The sequence below is a fragment of the Shewanella marina JCM 15074 genome (genome assembly GCF_000614975.1).
Taxonomy (GTDB): Bacteria; Pseudomonadota; Gammaproteobacteria; order Enterobacterales; family Shewanellaceae; genus Shewanella; species Shewanella marina.
Window position 1 is genome coordinate 87,131 of the sequence record NZ_BALM01000008.1, and the last position, 18,735, is coordinate 105,865.

Annotated in this window: 18 protein-coding genes and 1 pseudogene; 11 read left to right on the forward strand and 8 right to left on the reverse strand. The window is 41.5% G+C overall.

Annotation, left to right across the window (positions count from 1 at the left end; all coding sequences use genetic code 11):
* The first annotated feature begins 37 nt into the window (after positions 1–37).
* The 5 genes and pseudogenes from metB to JCM15074_RS08265 all read left to right on the forward strand — a co-directional run bounded on the left by metB (position 38) and on the right by JCM15074_RS08265 (position 6,424).
* Positions 38–1,216, forward strand: coding sequence for a cystathionine gamma-synthase (metB, locus tag JCM15074_RS08245; protein WP_025820770.1), 1,179 nt, complete (start codon positions 38–40; stop codon positions 1,214–1,216).
* Positions 1,216–3,607, forward strand: a pseudogene (locus tag JCM15074_RS21540) (bifunctional aspartate kinase/homoserine dehydrogenase II). The gene metB and the pseudogene JCM15074_RS21540 overlap by 1 nt, the downstream one beginning before the upstream one ends.
* 188 nt (positions 3,608–3,795) lie before the next feature.
* A complete protein-coding gene (gene metF / locus JCM15074_RS08255; protein ID WP_025820771.1) occupies positions 3,796–4,695 on the forward strand; it encodes a methylenetetrahydrofolate reductase in 900 nt (299 codons plus the stop codon).
* Positions 4,696–4,748: 53 nt separating this feature from the next.
* Positions 4,749–4,970: a cysteine-rich CWC family protein gene (locus JCM15074_RS08260; RefSeq protein WP_025820772.1), complete on the forward strand. Its 222-nt coding sequence runs from the start codon at positions 4,749–4,751 to the stop codon at positions 4,968–4,970.
* Positions 4,971–5,056: 86 nt separating this feature from the next.
* Complete coding sequence (locus tag JCM15074_RS08265; protein WP_025820773.1) at positions 5,057–6,424, forward strand: alanine/glycine:cation symporter family protein; 1,368 nt, start codon at positions 5,057–5,059, stop codon at positions 6,422–6,424.
* 64 nt (positions 6,425–6,488) lie between these two features.
* Here JCM15074_RS08265 and JCM15074_RS24335 read toward each other — a convergent pair whose 3' ends face one another.
* A complete protein-coding gene (locus JCM15074_RS24335; protein ID WP_159105277.1) occupies positions 6,489–6,659 on the reverse strand; it encodes a PA3496 family putative envelope integrity protein in 171 nt (56 codons plus the stop codon).
* Between the two features lie 218 nt (positions 6,660–6,877).
* Between JCM15074_RS24335 and rimK the strand changes: the two genes are divergently transcribed.
* Positions 6,878–7,768: a 30S ribosomal protein S6--L-glutamate ligase gene (gene rimK, locus JCM15074_RS21545; RefSeq protein ID WP_037469384.1), complete on the forward strand. Its 891-nt coding sequence runs from the start codon at positions 6,878–6,880 to the stop codon at positions 7,766–7,768.
* Between the two features lie 67 nt (positions 7,769–7,835).
* Here rimK and JCM15074_RS08280 read toward each other — a convergent pair whose 3' ends face one another.
* From JCM15074_RS08280 to JCM15074_RS08290, 3 genes are all read right to left on the reverse strand, one after another.
* Positions 7,836–8,522, reverse strand: coding sequence for a TorF family putative porin (locus JCM15074_RS08280; RefSeq protein ID WP_025820774.1), 687 nt, complete (start codon positions 8,520–8,522; stop codon positions 7,836–7,838).
* 216 nt (positions 8,523–8,738) lie between these two features.
* Positions 8,739–9,014, reverse strand: coding sequence for an HU family DNA-binding protein (locus tag JCM15074_RS08285; protein ID WP_025820775.1), 276 nt, complete (start codon positions 9,012–9,014; stop codon positions 8,739–8,741).
* 168 nt (positions 9,015–9,182) lie between these two features.
* Positions 9,183–9,566: a hypothetical protein gene (locus JCM15074_RS08290; protein ID WP_051536861.1), complete on the reverse strand. Its 384-nt coding sequence runs from the start codon at positions 9,564–9,566 to the stop codon at positions 9,183–9,185.
* 193 nt (positions 9,567–9,759) lie between these two features.
* On the opposite strand from JCM15074_RS08290, the gene JCM15074_RS08295 reads away from it, so the two are divergent.
* Positions 9,760–10,269 (forward strand): DUF4240 domain-containing protein, encoded by a 510-nt coding sequence (locus JCM15074_RS08295; protein ID WP_025820777.1) that lies wholly within the window; start codon positions 9,760–9,762, stop codon positions 10,267–10,269.
* Positions 10,270–10,421: 152 nt separating this feature from the next.
* Positions 10,422–10,952: a DUF3016 domain-containing protein gene (locus JCM15074_RS08300; RefSeq protein WP_025820778.1), complete on the forward strand. Its 531-nt coding sequence runs from the start codon at positions 10,422–10,424 to the stop codon at positions 10,950–10,952.
* Positions 10,953–11,036: 84 nt separating this feature from the next.
* On the opposite strand, the gene JCM15074_RS08305 is transcribed toward JCM15074_RS08300, so the two are convergent.
* Positions 11,037–11,348: a hypothetical protein gene (locus tag JCM15074_RS08305; RefSeq protein WP_025820779.1), complete on the reverse strand. Its 312-nt coding sequence runs from the start codon at positions 11,346–11,348 to the stop codon at positions 11,037–11,039.
* A 114-nt stretch (positions 11,349–11,462) separates the two neighbouring features.
* Between JCM15074_RS08305 and JCM15074_RS08310 the strand changes: the two genes are divergently transcribed.
* Positions 11,463–12,344 (forward strand): TraB/GumN family protein, encoded by an 882-nt coding sequence (locus tag JCM15074_RS08310; RefSeq protein ID WP_025820780.1) that lies wholly within the window; start codon positions 11,463–11,465, stop codon positions 12,342–12,344.
* Positions 12,345–12,398: 54 nt separating this feature from the next.
* On the opposite strand, the gene blaOXA is transcribed toward JCM15074_RS08310, so the two are convergent.
* Together blaOXA and JCM15074_RS08320 are read right to left on the reverse strand one after the other, a co-directional pair.
* Positions 12,399–13,208: a class D beta-lactamase gene (blaOXA, locus tag JCM15074_RS08315; protein WP_025820781.1), complete on the reverse strand. Its 810-nt coding sequence runs from the start codon at positions 13,206–13,208 to the stop codon at positions 12,399–12,401.
* Between the two features lie 15 nt (positions 13,209–13,223).
* A complete protein-coding gene (locus JCM15074_RS08320) occupies positions 13,224–13,997 on the reverse strand; it encodes a methyltransferase domain-containing protein (RefSeq protein WP_025820782.1) in 774 nt (257 codons plus the stop codon).
* Between the two features lie 231 nt (positions 13,998–14,228).
* On the opposite strand from JCM15074_RS08320, the gene JCM15074_RS08325 reads away from it, so the two are divergent.
* Both JCM15074_RS08325 and JCM15074_RS08330 read left to right on the forward strand, forming a co-directional pair.
* Positions 14,229–15,098 carry a MaoC family dehydratase gene (locus JCM15074_RS08325; RefSeq protein ID WP_025820783.1) on the forward strand — a complete coding sequence of 290 codons (870 nt, stop codon included), beginning with the start codon at positions 14,229–14,231 and terminating at the stop codon, positions 15,096–15,098.
* A gap of 190 nt (positions 15,099–15,288) precedes the next feature.
* The gene (locus JCM15074_RS08330; RefSeq protein ID WP_025820784.1) at positions 15,289–17,001 is read left to right on the forward strand and encodes a formate--tetrahydrofolate ligase; all 1,713 of its coding nucleotides are present in this window, start codon (positions 15,289–15,291) and stop codon (positions 16,999–17,001) included.
* A 72-nt stretch (positions 17,002–17,073) separates the two neighbouring features.
* On the opposite strand, the gene JCM15074_RS08335 is transcribed toward JCM15074_RS08330, so the two are convergent.
* Positions 17,074–18,687: a mechanosensitive ion channel domain-containing protein gene (locus JCM15074_RS08335; protein WP_025820785.1), complete on the reverse strand. Its 1,614-nt coding sequence runs from the start codon at positions 18,685–18,687 to the stop codon at positions 17,074–17,076.
* Positions 18,688–18,735 lie beyond the last annotated feature (48 nt).

Below are 18,735 nucleotides of genomic sequence, written 5' to 3' on the forward strand. Positions count from 1 at the left end.
GTTAATATAAATCTCAAATGCAGGAGCTGGAGAAATTATGTCAACACGTCAATTTGCCACAACCGCTGTACGCCAAGGAATCGAATCGGACAGTCAATATGGCGCAGTGGTGCCGCCAATATATTTGTCGACCAATTATTCGTTTGACGGTCATGCAACTCCGCGAGATTACGATTATAGCCGTAGTGGCAATCCAACCCGAGATCAATTAGCGGCGACACTCGCACAATTAGAGCAGGGTCACAGTGCTGTGATTACCAGTACGGGAATGGCTGCGATTACCTTGATCACCAGTTTATTAACGCCCAATGATCTATTGATTGTGCCACATGATTGTTACGGTGGCAGTTTCCGTTTATTTACCCACCTTGCCGCCAAAGGGGCATTTAAGTTAGCCATCGTTGATCAAACTGATCGCCAAGCGTTGGCCGCTGCAATTGCGCAGAAGCCTAAGATGGTTTGGCTTGAAACGCCTTCTAATCCGCTACTACGTATTGTTGATATTACAGCCATTGCTAAGCAGACCCATGCGGTTGGTGGTCTATGCGTGGTCGATAACACCTTTTTATCACCCGCCTTACAGCAACCGTTAACATTAGGTGCAGATATCGTGATGCATTCATCGACCAAATATATCAATGGCCATAGCGATGTGGTTGGTGGTGTGGTGATTGCAAAAGATGAGCCGTTATCGGAGCAGTTACATTGGTGGTCAAATACATTGGGACTAACAGGCTCAGCTTTTGATAGTTATCTCACCTTAAGAGGGCTGCGGACATTGGCGGTGCGGATAAAACAGCATCAAGCAAACGCAGCTGCTATTGTTGAGTTATTAATTCATAGTGATGTGGTCGCCAAAGTTTATTATCCCGGTTTAAGTTCACATCCAGGACATGACATAGCTACAAGACAGCAGCAGGGTTTTGGTGGCATGATAAGTTTTGAATTAGTGGGCGGTGACAATGAAGTTGCTGCGTTTATTGGTGAGTTACAACATTTTTCATTAGCGGAAAGCCTAGGTGGCGTAGAGAGTTTAATTGCGGTGCCGGCAACGATGACACATCGCGCCATGGCTGAAGAAGCTCGGCTAGCTGCGGGAGTGACCGCAGGTTTACTACGATTATCTGTAGGAATTGAAGATATTGCCGATTTAGCTAATGACATTAATGCTGGCTTACGTGCCGTGGCAATACTGGCACAACAGGAGAACTCTTAATGGGGCGGATACATCTACATAAATTTGGTGGTTCAAGCTTAGCTGATGCAGATTGCTACCGTCGAGTGGTACATATATTACTGACTCATGGTCACAGTGACGATTTAGTGGTGGTATCTGCGGCAGGCAAAACGACCAATGCTTTGTATCGGTTATTAGCTTAAACAAACGGGTGAATTATGGCAGCAATCGCTCGATGAACTATGCAGTTACCAGCAAGAATTGATTGAACAGCTATTAAGTCATGAGCAAGCGCAATCACTGCGCGAACGACTATCAAGTGATAAATCTCAGCTAATTAGTATCTTAAAACTGAGTAACATTAGTCAGTATCGACAAAATCAGTTACTCAGTTTTGGTGAACGATGGTCGGCACAATTAATGGCGGCACTATTGCGCGAATCTGGTGTGGCTGCGCGTCATTTAGATGCATGTCAGGTATTAGTGGCTGAAGATGGCCCCGTGCCGCAAATTAAAACCGATATTTCACGCCAAAAATTACAGCAGTTTTTAACAGAGTATCCAGAGCAACGCATCGTTATTACCGGTTTTATTTGTGCCAATGAACAAGGTGATACTTTATTGTTAGGCCGTAATGGTTCCGATTATAGTGCCACGCTATTAGCGAGTTTAGCCAATATTGGCCGTGTCACCATTTGGACCGATGTGGAAGGTATCTTTAATGCTGATCCCAATAAAATCACGGATGCTAAATTACTGCATAATTTATCCCTTAATGAAGCGGATAAACTAGCTCATCTAGGTTCACCCGTGCTGCATAGTCGCACCTTAAAACCACTGTTTGATACCCAAGTGAGCTTAGCGGTTCGCTCCAGTTATGCGCCGCAAACTGAATTTAGTTTAATTTCACCACAAACTGACGCAGCGAGTGCTCCAGTTGTGACCAATCTCGGTCAAGTGTGTCTATTTTCATTACAATTAGCGGGTAATATTGATGAGCTAAAACGGGCATTTAGCGATGCCGAGATGTTACCGTTAGGCTACTGGCAATACGGTGCTAATGATGTGTCATTTGCCTGCACTATGGAGTCTCAGCAGCAGTACAGCGATTTTTTAAATCAACATCATCAAACGTTAGGTATTAACTATTTTAGTCAGCAAGACAATTATGGTCTGGTGGCATTAGTGAGTGCGGATGCTAATCTGTATCGCCGTAGCTTTGCACGATTATTGAGTCGAGAAGCATTACCTTTATATCAAGATCCTTTGAGTTTAGTGACCTTAGTGCCAATCAAACAAGTTAATGTACTGACCCAAAAAGTACATCGCCGCTGCGCTGGGCCACGTAAACGTATTGGCGTGGTGTTGTTTGGCTTGGGGAATATAGGTCAAGCGTGGTTAAGCTTATTTGAACAAGCTGTTACGTCACTCAACCATGAATTAGAAGCCTCGGTGGAGCTGGTGGGATTGGTGAATTCCAGACAAGCATTGCTCAGTGATCAAGCTATCGATCTAGGCCATTGGCAATCGCAATTTAAGCAGCAAGCGCAAGCATGGCAATATCCGACATTATTAACGCAATTGTCGCAGCTATCAGCAGATGAGTTAGTGGTGCTAGATATCAGTGCCAGTGAGCAGTTAAGTGCTCAATACCCTGCATTTTTTAAACATGGTATTCATATCGTCAGTGCGAATAAACTAGCGGGTTCTGGCCCGTTAGATTTTTATAATAGTTTATTACAGCGATTAGCGAACAGACGTTTATTTTGGCGTTATAACGCCAGTTGTGGTGCGGGCTTACCTGTACAACATGCACTCAATGATCTGCATAATAGTGGTGATAAAGTCGCCGCTGTGGGGGGGATTTTCTCAGGTACACTGTGTTGGCTGTTTGAACACTATGATGGGCATGTGCCGTTTTCGCAACTGGTGTTACAAGCGAAAGCGTTAGGCATTACCGAGCCAGATCCGCGTGACGACCTTTCAGGTAAAGATATGCAGCGTAAGTTGCTTATTCTTGCCCGTGAAATTGGCTTAAATATAGAGCTTAATGATATTGAGCTTGAGTCGTTAGTGCCCTGTGAATTAGCTCAAGTTTCTGTGACTGAGTTTTTAGCCAATATCAGTCGCTTGGATGAAACGATGTTGGCTCAATTTAGGCAAGCGCAGTCAGATAATAAAGTATTAAGGTATGTGGCATCACTGGATTTAACTGACGATAAAGTGAGTGCAAAAGTGGCGGTAGAAGCGGTGGCATTAGATCACCCTTATGCCAATTTAACACCGGGCGATAATGTGTTTGTGATTCGTAGTGGTTTTTATCGAGATAATCCATTAATCATTCGTGGTCCAGGGGCGGGGCGTGAAGTTACTGCCGCCGCAGTGCAATCAGATTTAGCCCATATTTGTCGGGACTTATTGCAAGAATAATCTTTGATTATACCAATTTGATTAAAGAACTAATAAAGCCAGCCTCGCGCTGGCTTTTTGTTAATGCAAAATCGTTGATTGTTAAATAAATGAAAATAGGACTTGACTTGATTGATGACTAAGATAGTATTTGGACATGTAGACGTCTAAACGTCCGGTTGTCATAGGCAGTATCATAGGGAGTAAGTATGGCTTTTCATCATGCACAACATGCGCAGATTTTGAACCAAAGTCTGTCTGAGCTAAATGGCGACATTAACGTATCATTTGAGTTTTTTCCGCCAGCGACGCCAGAGATGGAAAGTCTGTTATGGAGTTCTGTGCAGCGCTTAGCGCCATTGGCACCTAAATTTGTGTCAGTGACTTATGGTGCTAATTCTGGGGTACGAGATCGTACTCATAATGTAATTGAGCGGATCCAACAACAAACTGACTTAGTGGCAGCGCCACATCTGACTTTAGTGGATGCCAGTGACGAGGAGTTAATTGCATTAGCTCAGCAATATTGGCAATCAGGTATTCGTAATATCGTGGCATTGCGGGGGGATTTACCTGCAGGCAGCGCTAAACCGACTCGCTTTGCCTGTGATTTAGTCAAGTTATTGCGCTCAGTTGCTGATTTTGATATCTCGGTGGCGGCTTATCCAGAAGTGCATCCTGATGCGGCCAATGCACAAGCTGATTTAATCAATTTAAAGCGCAAAATTGACGCTGGCGCTAACAGTGCGATCACCCAATTCTTTTTTGATATTGAATCTTACCTACGTTTTCGTGACCGTTGTGTGGTCGCTGGTATTGAAGCTGAAATCATTCCGGGTATTTTACCTGTGACTAACTTTAATCAGTTAAAACGATTTGCTGGCATGACCAATGTCGCCATTCCAGCATGGTTGCATCGTCAATTTGAAGGTTTAGATGATGATCCCGCGACCCGTCAGCTAGTGGGCGCTAATGTGGCGATTGATATGGTCAAAGTGCTTGCCCGTGAGGGAGTGAAAGATTTTCATTTTTATACCTTAAATCGTGCTGAATTAACTTATGCGATTTGTCATACTTTAGGGGTTCGCCCGCAAGTTGCTGCGCAGTGATGCTCATTTGATGAGTATCGAGCGCGATACTCATCAAATTAAGTTATCAATTTATGCAAACTAAAAATCATTGTCCTCGTTGTCATACATCTAATCAGTGTGCCACTGCCAAAGGGCAAACCATTGAGCAATGCTGGTGTATGCATACTGCATTACCTCAATTATCCTCATCAACCAAGTTGTTACTTCCTGATATCGAGCAAGGTTGTTTGTGTGCCACTTGTTGGCAGACTCTCGCGCAAATAGACAAATTAGCCAAACCTGTATCGCCGTAAAATATATCTTCTAAAATTTCACTATGTTAATTATTTGTTGTAGCCTGTTTAATAATGCAACAACAATCATTATTAATGAGGTGAAGATGGAAACCATTACTAATTTTATTAGTGCGATAAATGGTGTTGTGTGGGGCACCCCCATGCTCATCCTAATTCTAGGGGTTGGCTTATTCTTGTCTATTGGTTTAAAGCTTATGCCTATTTTGAAGTTGGGTACTGGCTTTAAGTTACTGTGGACGGGGCGTATCCCAGATCCTGATAAAAAACTAAAAGGTGAAATTAGTCCATTTAACGCATTAATGACGTCTCTTTCTGCCACCATTGGTACAGGTAATATTGCAGGTGTTGCTACGGCTATTTTTATGGGTGGTCCTGGCGCGCTTTTTTGGATGTGGTGTACCGCATTAGTCGGCATGGCAACTAAGTTCGCCGAAGCCGTGTTGGCGGTTAAATATCGTGAGACGGATGCTGATGGCAACCATGTTGGTGGCCCTATGTATTACATTAAAAATGGTCTCGGTAGCAAATGGACTTGGCTGGGAACGGCATTTGCGCTATTTGGTGCCTTAGCTGGCTTTGGTATTGGTAATACGGTGCAATCTAACTCGGTTGCTGATGCATTAGAGAGTAATTTTGGTATCCCATTTTGGGTGACTGGCGTGATCTTAATGGTCTTGGTCGGTGCCGTGTTAATGGGGGGAATTAAGCGCATCGCTGAAGTTGCAGGTAAATTAGTGCCGTTGATGACGTTATTCTATTTAACTGCGGGCATTGCGGTATTAATTGTTTATGCCGATCAAGTACCTGCCGCATTTGCACTTGTGATTGAAAGTGCTTTTAATCCAGTCGCAGCGCAGGGCGGTTTTGCCGGGGCAGCCGTTTGGGCGGCAATTCGTTTTGGTGTGGCTCGGGGCGTATTTTCGAACGAAGCGGGTTTAGGTAGTGCGCCAATTGCTCATGCCGCGGCGCAAACCAATAATCCCGTCGCGCAAGGTTTAGTGGCAATGTTAGGCACCTTTATTGATACCATTATCGTTTGTAGTATTACAGGGTTAGCGATTATAGTTTCTGGCGCTTGGACCTCTGGTGAGAACGGTGCGGCATTGACCTCATTTGCTTTCTCACATGCGATTCCCTTTGGGCATTATATCGTTGCTATTGCATTGGCTATTTTTGCTTTTACTACCATACTTGGCTGGAGTTTTTACTGTGAGAAGTGTGTGCAGTATCTGTTTGGTATTAAAGCCGTGAAGCCATTTCGATTAATTTGGACTTTAGTGGTTCCTATTGGTGCGATTAGTTCGCTTGATTTTATTTGGTTGCTTGCCGATACTTTGAACGCGATGATGGCAATTCCAAATTTAATTGCATTGATTTTGCTTAGCCCTGTTGTATTTGCGCTAACAAAGCAGTATTTTGCCGATCGTAAAGCGGATGAGAGTCGCCGATAAGATTAAAAAAATGCCCAGTCGTAAACTGGGCATTAACATTGTCGATTTTGAAACAGTGAGTTAATTAAAAATCGTCTCCCATTAATTGTTTGAGTTGTTTTTGTTCGAAGTAGTCATCTAAGCGTCGTTTGACTTCCCTTTTGTTGCGTAAGGCTTGCTCAGATGGTCTACTCTTGCTACTCGTCATTGTTTCAATTTCGATGTCGTTATTAGCGGTTTCAATGATTCGACTCACAATAAATACCTCGTCCCTAAATTGATATTCATTTGGCTAATGGTTCGCTAAACATTTGTGCAACATTAATGTAACGGTTAGCTTTGAAAAAATGTGAGATCTAAGTAGCATTTTTTTATTTATGTTAGGCTAAAATTGGCCAAGAGCTTTTTGGCTTCTGTATGGCACTCGATGGATTTTATTGAGTGTATTTTTTGTCGTTATTTGGAATAACCCCAATGAAAATAGGTATTTTGTCCCAATTTCCAGAGTTGTACTCTACTAAGCGCTTGCAGGAAGCATGTATCGCAAGGGGACATGAGGCTGAGATAATTAATATTGCGAATTGTTATATGAATATCAATTCCGTTAAGCCAACTATTCATCAAGAAGGCGTGGAGCTGACAGGTTTTGATGCTGTCATTCCTCGTATTCATGCGAAAGTGACTTTTTATGGCTGCTCTGTGGTGCGTCAATTTGAGATGATGGGAGTGTATGCTGCCAATGATTCTATTGCCATTTCACGCTCTCGCGATAAATTAACGGCATTACAGTTACTGTCACGTAAAGGTATTGGTATGCCTGTGACGGGCTTTGCAAGCAAACCGGGCGATATTCCTGATTTGATCAATATGGTGGGTGGCGCACCATTAGTGATTAAATTATTGGAAGGTACCCAAGGCATCGGCGTGGTATTAGCAGATACCAAAAAGGCGGCTGAAAGCGTGATTGAGGCTTTCTTTGGTCTTAAAGCCAACATTATGGTGCAAGAATTTATTAAAGAAGCGAATGGCTCGGATATTCGTTGCTTTGTAGTGGGCGACAAAGTTGTTGCCGCAATGAAGCGCCAAGGTCCTGAAGGCGATTTCCGCTCTAACCTACATTTAGGTGGACATGGCGAAACCATTAAAATCACCCCATTAGAACGTAAAACTGCTGTAGCGGCGGTTAAAGCGATGGGATTAGTGGTTGGTGGTGTTGATATCCTACGTTCTGAGCGTGGTCCATTAGTGCTTGAGGTAAACTCTGCCCCTGGTCTAGAAGGCATTGAGAAAACCACTGGTATTGACGTTGCTACACCGATTATTGAGTTAATTGAACGTAATGCTTTAAGTAAGCGTCAACGTTAATTTATTGCTTCGCTCATTGATAAAAAACGCCACTTTTCAGTGGCGTTTTTTATTACTGCTATACCTATTACATATCGAAACTATAACTCCAGCTAATAATAAATTTGCCATCATCGTCAGCTAAATCGGTATCTGCCAAGGTAAAGCTGACATCGCCTATTGCCGTGCTTTTACTCAGAGAAAGCCGATAGTCGCTATAATTGTTGGTGTTATACCAAGCTTGCACTACATCACCGCTGGAATAGCCGTAATGAGCACTTAAAGTTAAGGTGTCTGATATCGGGTAGCGAATAAGCGCCTCTACATATCTAAGGTCACGATTATCAAGTGTTGGCGCGGTAACGTTATCGCCTGCATTTATTACATAAGAGTACTGTAGCCATAACCAATGCCATTCAAGTGCTGCTTTTAACTCTCCAAAATCAATATTGGCATCTGCGTCAGGGTAACCATAATGGAGATAGCTGAAATCATAACTAATTTGTTGAGTTATTTGACCGCTGTAGCCCGTATAAAAATCAAGTTCGTAGCTGGTGTCATCGCCAAAATCAATATTTGAAGCCCAACTTCCTAGGTAGAATCCTGATTGATGTTGGTAATCAATACCGCCTTGTATTGCGGCTGCATCTTGGGTTTGACTGACACCACGCCATAAATAATTGGAGCTTGCTCCTATATTGGCGCTCCATTGTGCATAACTTGAGGTGGGTAATATGACGAGTGTACCGATTAAACTGACGAGTAGGGGGTTCATTTTATTCTCCTTAAATTATAAGTCGTCACCTTTTTAAGTGACTTTGTTTCGCTAAAATAAGGAGTTGCTAAAACAGTGCCAATAATTTAATTATTGTATTACAAATGGTTATGAATATTAAAAAGTCATGATGAGTGATTAAAGTGCAGTGAAGGTCGAAAAATGTGCAATAAAAAAGCAGCCCAAAGGCTGCTTAATGTAACCAGTCGATTGTATTTACGGATTAACGCAATCTTTAAGTTGTTTACCTGCTTTGAATTTTGGCACAGTTGCCGCAGGGATTTGGATCTCTTTGCCTGTTTGTGGGTTGCGACCAGTGCGAGCAGCTCGCTGGCTTGTTTCAAATGAGCCAAAACCGATAATAGATACTTTTTGACCGTCTTTCATTGCTTCAGCAATTGTTTGTTCGAAAGACTGTAGTGCACGAGCTGATTCTGCTTTAGTTAAGCCAGATTTGGTTGCCATTTGTGCAACTAATTCACTCTTATTCATATTGTTATCTCTTCTTTCCGTAGATGGTCATTGTTGACTGGCTAAACATGCCACATGATTTTAACATTTGAAAGAAAATCGTGTTGAAAACCCACCTAAAATACAACTAAATTACTCAAAATTTGCTCTAGGTCAGATTTTTGTTAATTATTTGTGTGCGGGTTTTATTTACTGAGATAGGTAACTTTTTGTGGAGCTTTTAAAAGTAATGACATACTGCAAAATTAACCAACTGATGAGCAATGTCACGCCTAGGCTAGCCGAGATGGGTAAGGCATTGAGTGAATCTGTGAGTTTATCCGGGGTAACTTGCCAAGCAATAATCGCCACTATCCCATACGCGACGACAACGAGTGTTTGTAAAATGACATAAACCTTTAACACTAAATAGCTCCAACTCATCGGCTTTAATAATCCAATGAGTACCAATATGCTGGCAATTGAAAATATATCTAAGGTTTGCACACTGATGGCACGCCAAATCGCTAGGGTAGTGGCGAGGATATAAAATATGATCAAAATGTTGAGTGATAGCGGGCGAGGGTTCGTCATTGAACTGTTCATCATTGGCCTAGGTATTAATCCATTATATTGGCTAGTGTAAAAAAATTGTTCTTAGCCGTCTATGCTTACCATTGAGCGAGAAGGTGTAGATAGCCAAATAACCTGAATATCACACCAATAAGCTGTTTGGGTATATAATACGCAAAAATATTTACGCAAAAATATTGAGCCTTTATTTATTATGACTATTGAACAATTTTGGCAACTCGTGAGCCGCACCAGTGCCGACCAAGATCAACAATCACTTTCAGAAGTATTACGCAGCAAACTCTCTTCATTGAGTGCTGAAGAGTTAACTGAGTTTGATAAACATTTCGGACAGCAGATGCGCCGTGCTTATCAATGGCCATTATGGGGGGCTGCACACGTAATTGCTGGTTGTGATTCTGAGTATGCATTTGCTGAGTTCCGTAGTTTTCTAATCTCTTTAGGCCAGCAGCGTTTTGAAGCCGCATTAGTTGATGCTGATAGTTTAGGTGATATTGAAGTATGGCCGATGGTTAATGGTTATGCTTACCCATTTGTTGATGAATACGATTTAATTGCGGGGCAGATTTTTGAAGATAGAACCGGTGATGAATTACCATTTATACCGTCTGGACATCACCAACCTGCGGGTAAGAAATTTAATGATAAGCCTAAGCAACTTAAATTAACTTACCCTAAATTGAGTCAACGCTTTCCTTTTTAATACCAATTCAACCCTTTGTTGGATTCGGTGGTGGTTTATTAAACTATTTGTTGTGCATAAGGTCTAATTCTCGTATTCGCTAAATAGCATATTTGTCAGTTGATTATGCTGTTGATTTAGCAAAGGTTGTTGTATTGCTTAAGGAGGCAAATATGAAAATGAGATACCTATTGTTAGTAGGTGTATTAGCGAGTAGTGCGGCAATGGCGCAAGCTGATGTCTCAGAGCCGCAAGATATATTAACTAAAGATGGCATGGTCAATATTACTTGGCAGCAGCCTGATAGTTACCGTGATATTAAAGCGGGCTCAGATATCCAATCACGGTTTGAAAAACGTTTATTCAACGCTTTAACTGCAAGTTTGAATAAGCAAGCCGAACAAGTCCTTAAAACAGGTCAATCTCTTGAATTGACTGTGACTAATCTTGATTTAGCTGGTGATATGCGCCCGACATTTGGTGCAACGGCAAATGATCTTAGAGTGGTTAAGAATATCTACCCTCCGCGAATTAGTTTTAGCTATAAATTATTGAGCGATGGTAAGGTGATGGTCGCTGGCACTGAGAATTTATCGGATATGAATTTTTTAGGTGGCATTCAGTCTGGTCATCAAAAAGCATTTCATTATGAAGCTAAAATGTTAGATAAGTGGCTTGAGCAGATGGTTAAAACCGTTTATTAAGCTGTTTTAAAACCCCCAACTTTAGGTTGTTTAGGGGTAAATATAAAAAAGCTGGCTCATTTTAGATGGCCAGCTTTTTTTATGTTAATCGCGAGCTTGTTGCTTGAACACTTGCAAGGTTTGCAGTAACAAGCCCAGCTTTTTGACAAACAGCTCTAATTGGGCTTTATCCATCTGCTCAGGTTGCAGTAGATTTAAGTCGTCTGCTAGCTCTTGTACATAGGGTAAAAAGCGATTGTGGCGGCCATTAAATCCTTCATTTTCAGTGAAAATGGCACTAAATTTAGCGTGACCCGATTTTTGTAATTCATTAAGCTTAGCATCAGCATCGATAGCTTGGCGGTATGCCGTTTGCAAGTTGTCTTTTAGCTGCTCAATAACTTTAACGTATGGCATAACTGCCCCTATAATCTTGTTTAATGGGTAATATTATACGGATATTCACTCTAAAATGCAGCCCAGAGGCTAAGCCTGTGGCAATTGATTGACTCAATAAAGGAATATAACGCAATGAGTATTTACCAAACCCTGACTAAAGTAGCGTTAACGGTCTTAATGGGTGCCAGTGTTCTGATGACTGTGCAAGCTGCCACAACTGACAAACCGCCGTTTTTTAAAGCCAGTTTTAAGGGGCAATCGGTTTATCTATTAGGCTCTGTGCATGTAGGGAAGGCTGATTTTTATCCTCTACCAAGTTTAATTGAGCAAGCTTTTGATTCGAGTAAAGGTTTAGTGGTTGAAGTTGATCCGACTAAAGCTGATGTGATGGCTTTAGTCAAACAGTACGGCTATCAATCACCACCGCTCCCTGCAGATATTGTATTAGCAAAACAGCAGTTTTGTTTGCAGCACAAGCAACCATGCCAAGCCATTGCTGCATTTGCACCTTGGTTACAAGCGACCCAAATTGCGATGAGTCGTTATGCTGATTTGGGCTATTCGAGTGCCTATGGCGTTGATCAGTATTTTATGACACAAGCTCAGCATAAAACGATTTATCAGTTAGAATCGATGCAGCAACAATTCAAACTATTAGCTGAATTTCCACTTGCTGTACAGTTTGCCATGTTAAAAGAGTCAATGGTGGCTGAGGATGAATTAATGCTGCAATTAGTGGATGCTTGGCGCGGTGGCGATCATCAGGCGCTATTTAAAGCGATGCTCGGTGATACTTCAGATCCACAGCAGTTAATTATCAATGATAAAATTTTATTTGAACGTAATATCACTATGGCTCAAGGCATTAAGCAATTAATGACAACTCAGTCATCACCTCTATTTGTTGTGATTGGCGCGGGACACTTAGTGGGGGAGCGCAGTGTGGTTGACTATCTAGAGCAGCAGCGGGTGAAAGTGCAGGATTGCTGGCACAGTGATTGTAAGATTAATTAATTGTTTATATTGTATTAGCGCGCCTATTGGCGCGCGAATTGTTGATGGCACTATTTATGTTTTAGGCAGTAAACCCAAATTCATCAATCCCTCTTTAGCGAGCGTGATACGGTCGTTAAATTCAGTCCCTTTAGTCATATCCATATTCAGTGCAAAACTATAGACAGATTGCTTACCTTGTTGCTTGACAGTTAACCAACCGACAAACCAACCTAGACGAGGGGTATAGGCACTTGCTAACCCAGTCTTGCCATATAATGCCCAGTTTGTTCCTTGCTCTAATAAGCAGATCTCACGAACATCAGCCTGTAATTTTTGTGGGTAACTCAATTGTCCAAGTGCTAATTTTGCCAGAAATTGAGTTTGCGCAACCGCGCTGATTGTTAATGGACCTTTTAACCAGAAATCATCGACTTGATGACCAATTTTTTGATTACCATAATGCAGTTTATCGATATTTTGCTGCATGGCTTTTAAGCCTATTTCACGGGCTAATGCTTGGTATGCAGGTACGTTTGATACTTTTATTGCCTGCCGTAAACTCATATCCTGTTGCCAAGATTTAAGATAAAGCGGCGTACCGTCATAGCGATAAATTATTTGATCAACATCTTTAGCGGCCCCGGTTGCTAAGCCAATCAGGCTGTTAGGGATTTTAAATGTAGAAGCAGGTATAAAAGGTTGCTGCGCACGTTGTGGATTAACCGCCAAGTACTGCTGTTTAGTGACATCCAATACCACCATGGTACCGTTAAGGTAGTTGGCGCTAAAAAGCTTTGCCAATGCCGTTGGCGTGGTAAATTCGGTCGCTAACGCAACCGTTGAAGTTAAACATAAACTGAGTAATAAGATGATACGCTTCATTATGACAGTCCTTCCTTATTGAGACTTATGTTGGCAAACAAAATGAATGTAACGCCCTAATGATAAATAAGGCTCTAACTTAGAATAGATAAGTTCCATCTCTAATAGCTGATTAAAGTCGAAGTTCAGCGGTAGGCTAGTTTTCAGATAATCGTTAATCACTCGTACTCCAGACTCACAATTAATGGTCATCTCCCAGTCGTTAAACCATGCTCTTACATCATCGATATACAGTGGATGTGTGGGGGTTAAACCCACTTTCTTTTTCACCTTGAAATCTGCTTGAACGTAATCGAAATTGCCTGAAACTAAAGAATGAAAACGCATCGCTTCTTTATTAAAAAACATCAATGATAACTGACCATCTGGCTTTAACAATTGAGTTAAGCCGTAGATCGCTGATTGCGCATTACTGAGCCATTCTGCGACTGCGTGACACATGATCAAATCAAAGCTGCCATGTTCTGTTTGGTTAAGATCTTGAATAGGTGCATGCACCAAGGTGATATCAAGTGGAACATCAGAAGCATCAATATGCATTTGTGCTTGAGTGAGCATCTGCTCTGAAATATCACACAAAATAACTTGATGGCCTAATGCCGCTAATTTTTGGCTAAAGAAGCCAAAACCACCACCCGCATCTAAAATGCGTAATTTTTTGTTACCAAATTGCGCTAAGGTTTGCTGTAGATCACGCCATAAAATAGCGGCTCTAATTTCACCCTTGGGGGTGCCATAGATATTTTTGGCAAATTTTTGTGCCAATTTGTCAAAGTTTTTGTCGTGCACTGCAGTATTCAAGTTAGACCAAAATGGCGGTCATTTTGGCATAACTATGGCTGTTATGCATTAGCAATATGGGATGTTTAAACACGAATATTATAGTGAATTAACATGGCTATTTATTACTTAGTGACGCGCGCGCGTGGCGTAAAAACAACATAGTTTAATGTTTGATATACACTTAAATAGCGCTACTAGTATATAATATTCGGCTTATTGAATTTACGGGGTGGTCTGTTGAGTAAAGAAGCTAGCATTGAATTGAAGAATTTGCCTTCATTAATGTCATTATATCGCAAGATTTTCTTTGTGCGTAAACCTGGTTGGGATCAGCAACCACTACCTCATATTCAGGTACAGGTTCCGCAAGTTAAAGTTCATGCAGATAAAGTTACCCAATACGCCAAAGTATGCGGTTTTCAATTTGACGGTATTAATTTGCCGCTAACTTATCTTTATGTTAAAGCATTTCGCTTGCATGCGACTATTTTTACTGATGAACAGATCACTTTTCCGTTATTAGGAATGATCCATTTAAAGAACAGTATTAGCCAATATCGACCACTCACAATTAATGATGTTTTTGATCTGAAATGTCGTATTAAGACAAGTCGGATGGCATCTGCCGGGTTAGAGTTTGACATTATTTCAGAAGCGACCATTGATGGTGAGCTTGTATGGCAGGCTTGCTCTACTTATCTATATCGGATTGAAGGGCAAAAAAGTCGTGTTAGACCACCTAAAGCCGCTGAAATGGATTGGTCATCACCTCTATGTTGGCAGCTAGATGAAGATACTGGTCGCCGCTATGCTAAGGCATCTGGTGATTATAACTTGATCCATCTGCACCCATTACTGTCAAAACGGTTTGGTTTTGACCGGGTTCTTGCCCATGGTATGTGGTCTAAAGCGCGTTGTGTTGCGCAATTAATGCCACATATTGGTGATAAACCTTGTCGTATTGATGTGGAGTTTAAGTTGCCCGTATTTATGCCTGCAACGGTTCAGTTTGGTGCTCAAGTTGAAACTGAAGGCTGGCATTTTGAATTAAGAGATCAACGTGGCCGCCGGCCTCATTTAACTGGCCAAGTGACTTTTATCTCTTAATTGGAGAGAAGATGAGTATTCATTGTTTGTTAAATTAAACAATGATTTGTGGGTAGGATCACAAAATGGGGATGTGTTAAATAAAAACACTGTTTCTAGCATAGTAGTGCTTTTGCAAGCTGCTTTAATCGCCTACTATGCCGCTGTCCTATGATGTTCTAACTAATAACTATATTGCTAGGAACCCTGCATGCTTGATGATATTGAAATTTCACGCCAAACTCAGCGCCAACCTATTAGCCAAATTGCGGCAGATTTAGGGATTGAGTCTTCAGAGTTAACTTCGTACGGTAATGCCAAAGCTAAAGTTAATTTAAGCCTATTAAAGCGTTTACAAGATGCCCCTAAAGGCAAATTAGTATTAGTGACCGCGGTTACACCAACGCCATTTGGTGAAGGTAAAACAGTAACGACTATTGGTTTGACTCAAGGTTTACAAGCGCTTAATCAAAAAGTATGTGCTTGTATTCGTCAGCCAAGTATGGGACCTGTTTTTGGTGTTAAAGGTGGGGCTGCGGGTGGTGGCTACGCGCAAGTTATTCCAATGGAAGAGTTAAATTTACATTTAACGGGTGACATCCATGCGGTAACAAGTGCCCATAACTTAGCAACTGCTGCAATTGACTCAAGATTGCATCATGAGACTCGTCTAGGTGCAGAAGCGTTTACTAAGCAATCAGGCTTAACTCCGTTAAATATCGATCCGACTCAAATCTTATGGCAGCGAGTGATGGATCATAACGAGCGTAGTTTGCGCAGTGTGATTGTGGGTCGTGGTGCGGGTAATGGCCCAGAGCATGAATCAAGTTTTGATATTACAGCTGCATCTGAGTTAATGGCAATTTTGGCATTAAGCCGTGATCTTGCTGATATGCGCCAGCGTATTGGTCGAGTCATTTTAGCGTTAGATACATCAGGCCAACCTATTACAGCAGAAATGTTAGGTGTGGCTGGTGCGATGACGGTCATTATGGCTGATTCAATTCAACCTACCCTAATGCAAACTGTCTCTGCCGCGCCTTGTTTAGTGCATGCAGGCCCATTTGCCAATATTGCACACGGTAACTCATCAATTATTGCTGATGAAATGGCACTACGCTTAGCTGATTTTGTCGTGACTGAAGCTGGCTTTGGCTCTGATATGGGCTTTGAAAAGTTCTGTAATATTAAGGCGCGCCAATCAGGTCAAGCACCTAGTGCTGTAGTCTTAGTGACGACCTTAAAAGCATTAAAAGCAAATAGCGGTTTAAAGTCAGAGCTAGCGATTACTGACCCTGATATGACGCGTTTAGAAGCAGGTTTTGCTAACCTAGAGTGGCATATTAATAACGTTCGTCGTTATGGCGTACCTGCCGTGGTCGCAATCAATAAATTCCCAACCGATACTGATGCCGAAATTGAATGGCTACAACAGCAAGTGATGCAAAGTGGTGCATTTGGTTGTGAAGTGAGTGAGGCGTTTGCTAAGGGCGCACAAGGTGCAACGGCACTAGCTGCTGCAGTATTAAAAGCGACTGAGCAAGCAAGTGAATTTAAGCTGTTATATAAAAATGAACAAAGCCTTGAGTCTAAATTAATGACACTTGCTGAAGTGGGTTATGGTGCCGATGGTGTGGAGCTGTCTGAGCTTGCTAAAACCCAGTTACAGCGCTTGAATGAATTAGGTTTTGGTGACTTACCAGTGTGTATTGCTAAAACGCCACTATCTATTAGTCATGACCCCGCTTTAAAAGGCGTGCCGACTAACTTTATCGTGCCAATTACTTCATTAAAGGTGAATGCGGGTGCGGGTTTTGTTACTGCATTGATTGGTAAAGTCATGACCATGCCAGGCTTAGGCATTAAACCAAGCTACTTAAATATTGATATTGATGCTGAAGGTAATATTTACGGTTTATCTTAATCAGTAATTAATTGATATTAAATAAAAAAGGCGCCAGTGGCGCCTTTTTTGATAGCTCGAATCAAATTAACATTATTCGGCTTTAGTTTGGTAAATATGAACATCGCGTTGTGGGAATGGAATGCTGATACCTTCGGCATCGAAGCGCATTTTAACTTCGCGAGTAATATCCCAGTACACATCCCAATAATCTTCAGGTTTAGTCCATGGACGAACCACGAAATCAACAGATGACTCACCAAGATTATGAAGCTTAACGGTCACTTCAGGATCTTTAAGTACTTTAGGGTGGTTATGTACAATCTCATTTAGTACTTTTTCAGCGTGCTCAATATCATCGCTATAACCAATGCCAAATGTCATATCTACACGGCGTTGGAATTCAGCGGTAATGTTGTTGATTGTGTCACCCCAAATTTTATTATTTGGCACAATTAAACGTTGGTTATCAAGAGTTTTAATGGTCGTTGAAACTAAGCTCATATGGCTTACTTTACCAGTGACACCCGCAGCATTGATCAGATCGCCTACGTCGTATGGACGGTAGATAAGGATCATCATGCCTGATGCAAAGTTTGATAAAGTATCTTGTAAAGCAAAACCAATAATCACACCGGCGATACCGAAACCTGCCAGTAATGGGCCTAATTCAATACCTAGTTGTGATAACGCAACCAGTAAACCAATGGTAAATACCGCTTTACCTGACAATGAGATAAAGAAGTCTTGTAATAGTTTGCTGAACTTGAGTTTTGAGTTGCTTACAGCCTTAGCCACAATGCGTTGTGCGACCTTAGACAATAGACTTGCTGTGAATAAAATCAGTAAGAAGATAAAGGTTTTGAACATCAGTCCAGGGCCATTTTCTACTAACTGCTTTTGTGCCACATTGAACCACTGCTCAATTAGGCTTGAAGCCACTGCAAAATTAAGTACGTCGTGAGTAATATCACCAGAAACTTGGAATAGCGTCTGTTTTAATTCCGCAGTGTTTTGCTTTAAGACATCAAGTAAGTCGATGGTTTTTGCTAAGTTGTCACTTGATGTAGTCATCAATACTTTTAGCTGTGCCACTTTATCCGTTTGTGCTGACGTCACCGCTTTACCGGCTTCAGTTGCAGCAACAATGGCGGCTTTAAGTTGTGATTGGCTGAATGTCAGTAATGATGCTAAGCGATCGGCACGATAAGTTAACTGATTAATTAATGCTGTTTTTTCAGCACTAGTATCAATACCTAATTTGTCAGCCCATTGAATATTCTGCAATTGCTCTTGCTGGTAATCAATATTCTGATGCTCGCGATTCGCGATGCGGATCATCAGTTCATTATCATTTTTCTGACCAAGTTGAGCTTGTAGCTGCTTAATATCTTGACGGATATATTGCAAAGCTTGATCGGTGAATTTGATTTGATTACTGATTAAGTTTGTTAAAAAGGCTTTGTTTGCTTCTGGTTTCGCCATTAACTCTTTAATTAATACACGCATCTCATCTGTTTTTTGATTGATGCGATATTCAGTTAATGCTTTTAGCTCACCCTTAGCCATTGGTAATTGGGCGATGTCTTTTTCAATAATATTGGAAAGTTGTGTAATTTGTTCTGTAACGGGTGCAGTTTGCGCCATTGAAACAGTTGAAAATAACGATAGCAGCACGAGTACAGCTGCGCTTATCGAACGATGCATATTGGTTTCCCTAAAGTTGCCTAGGGCGCGATTTTAGCGCTATCCCTT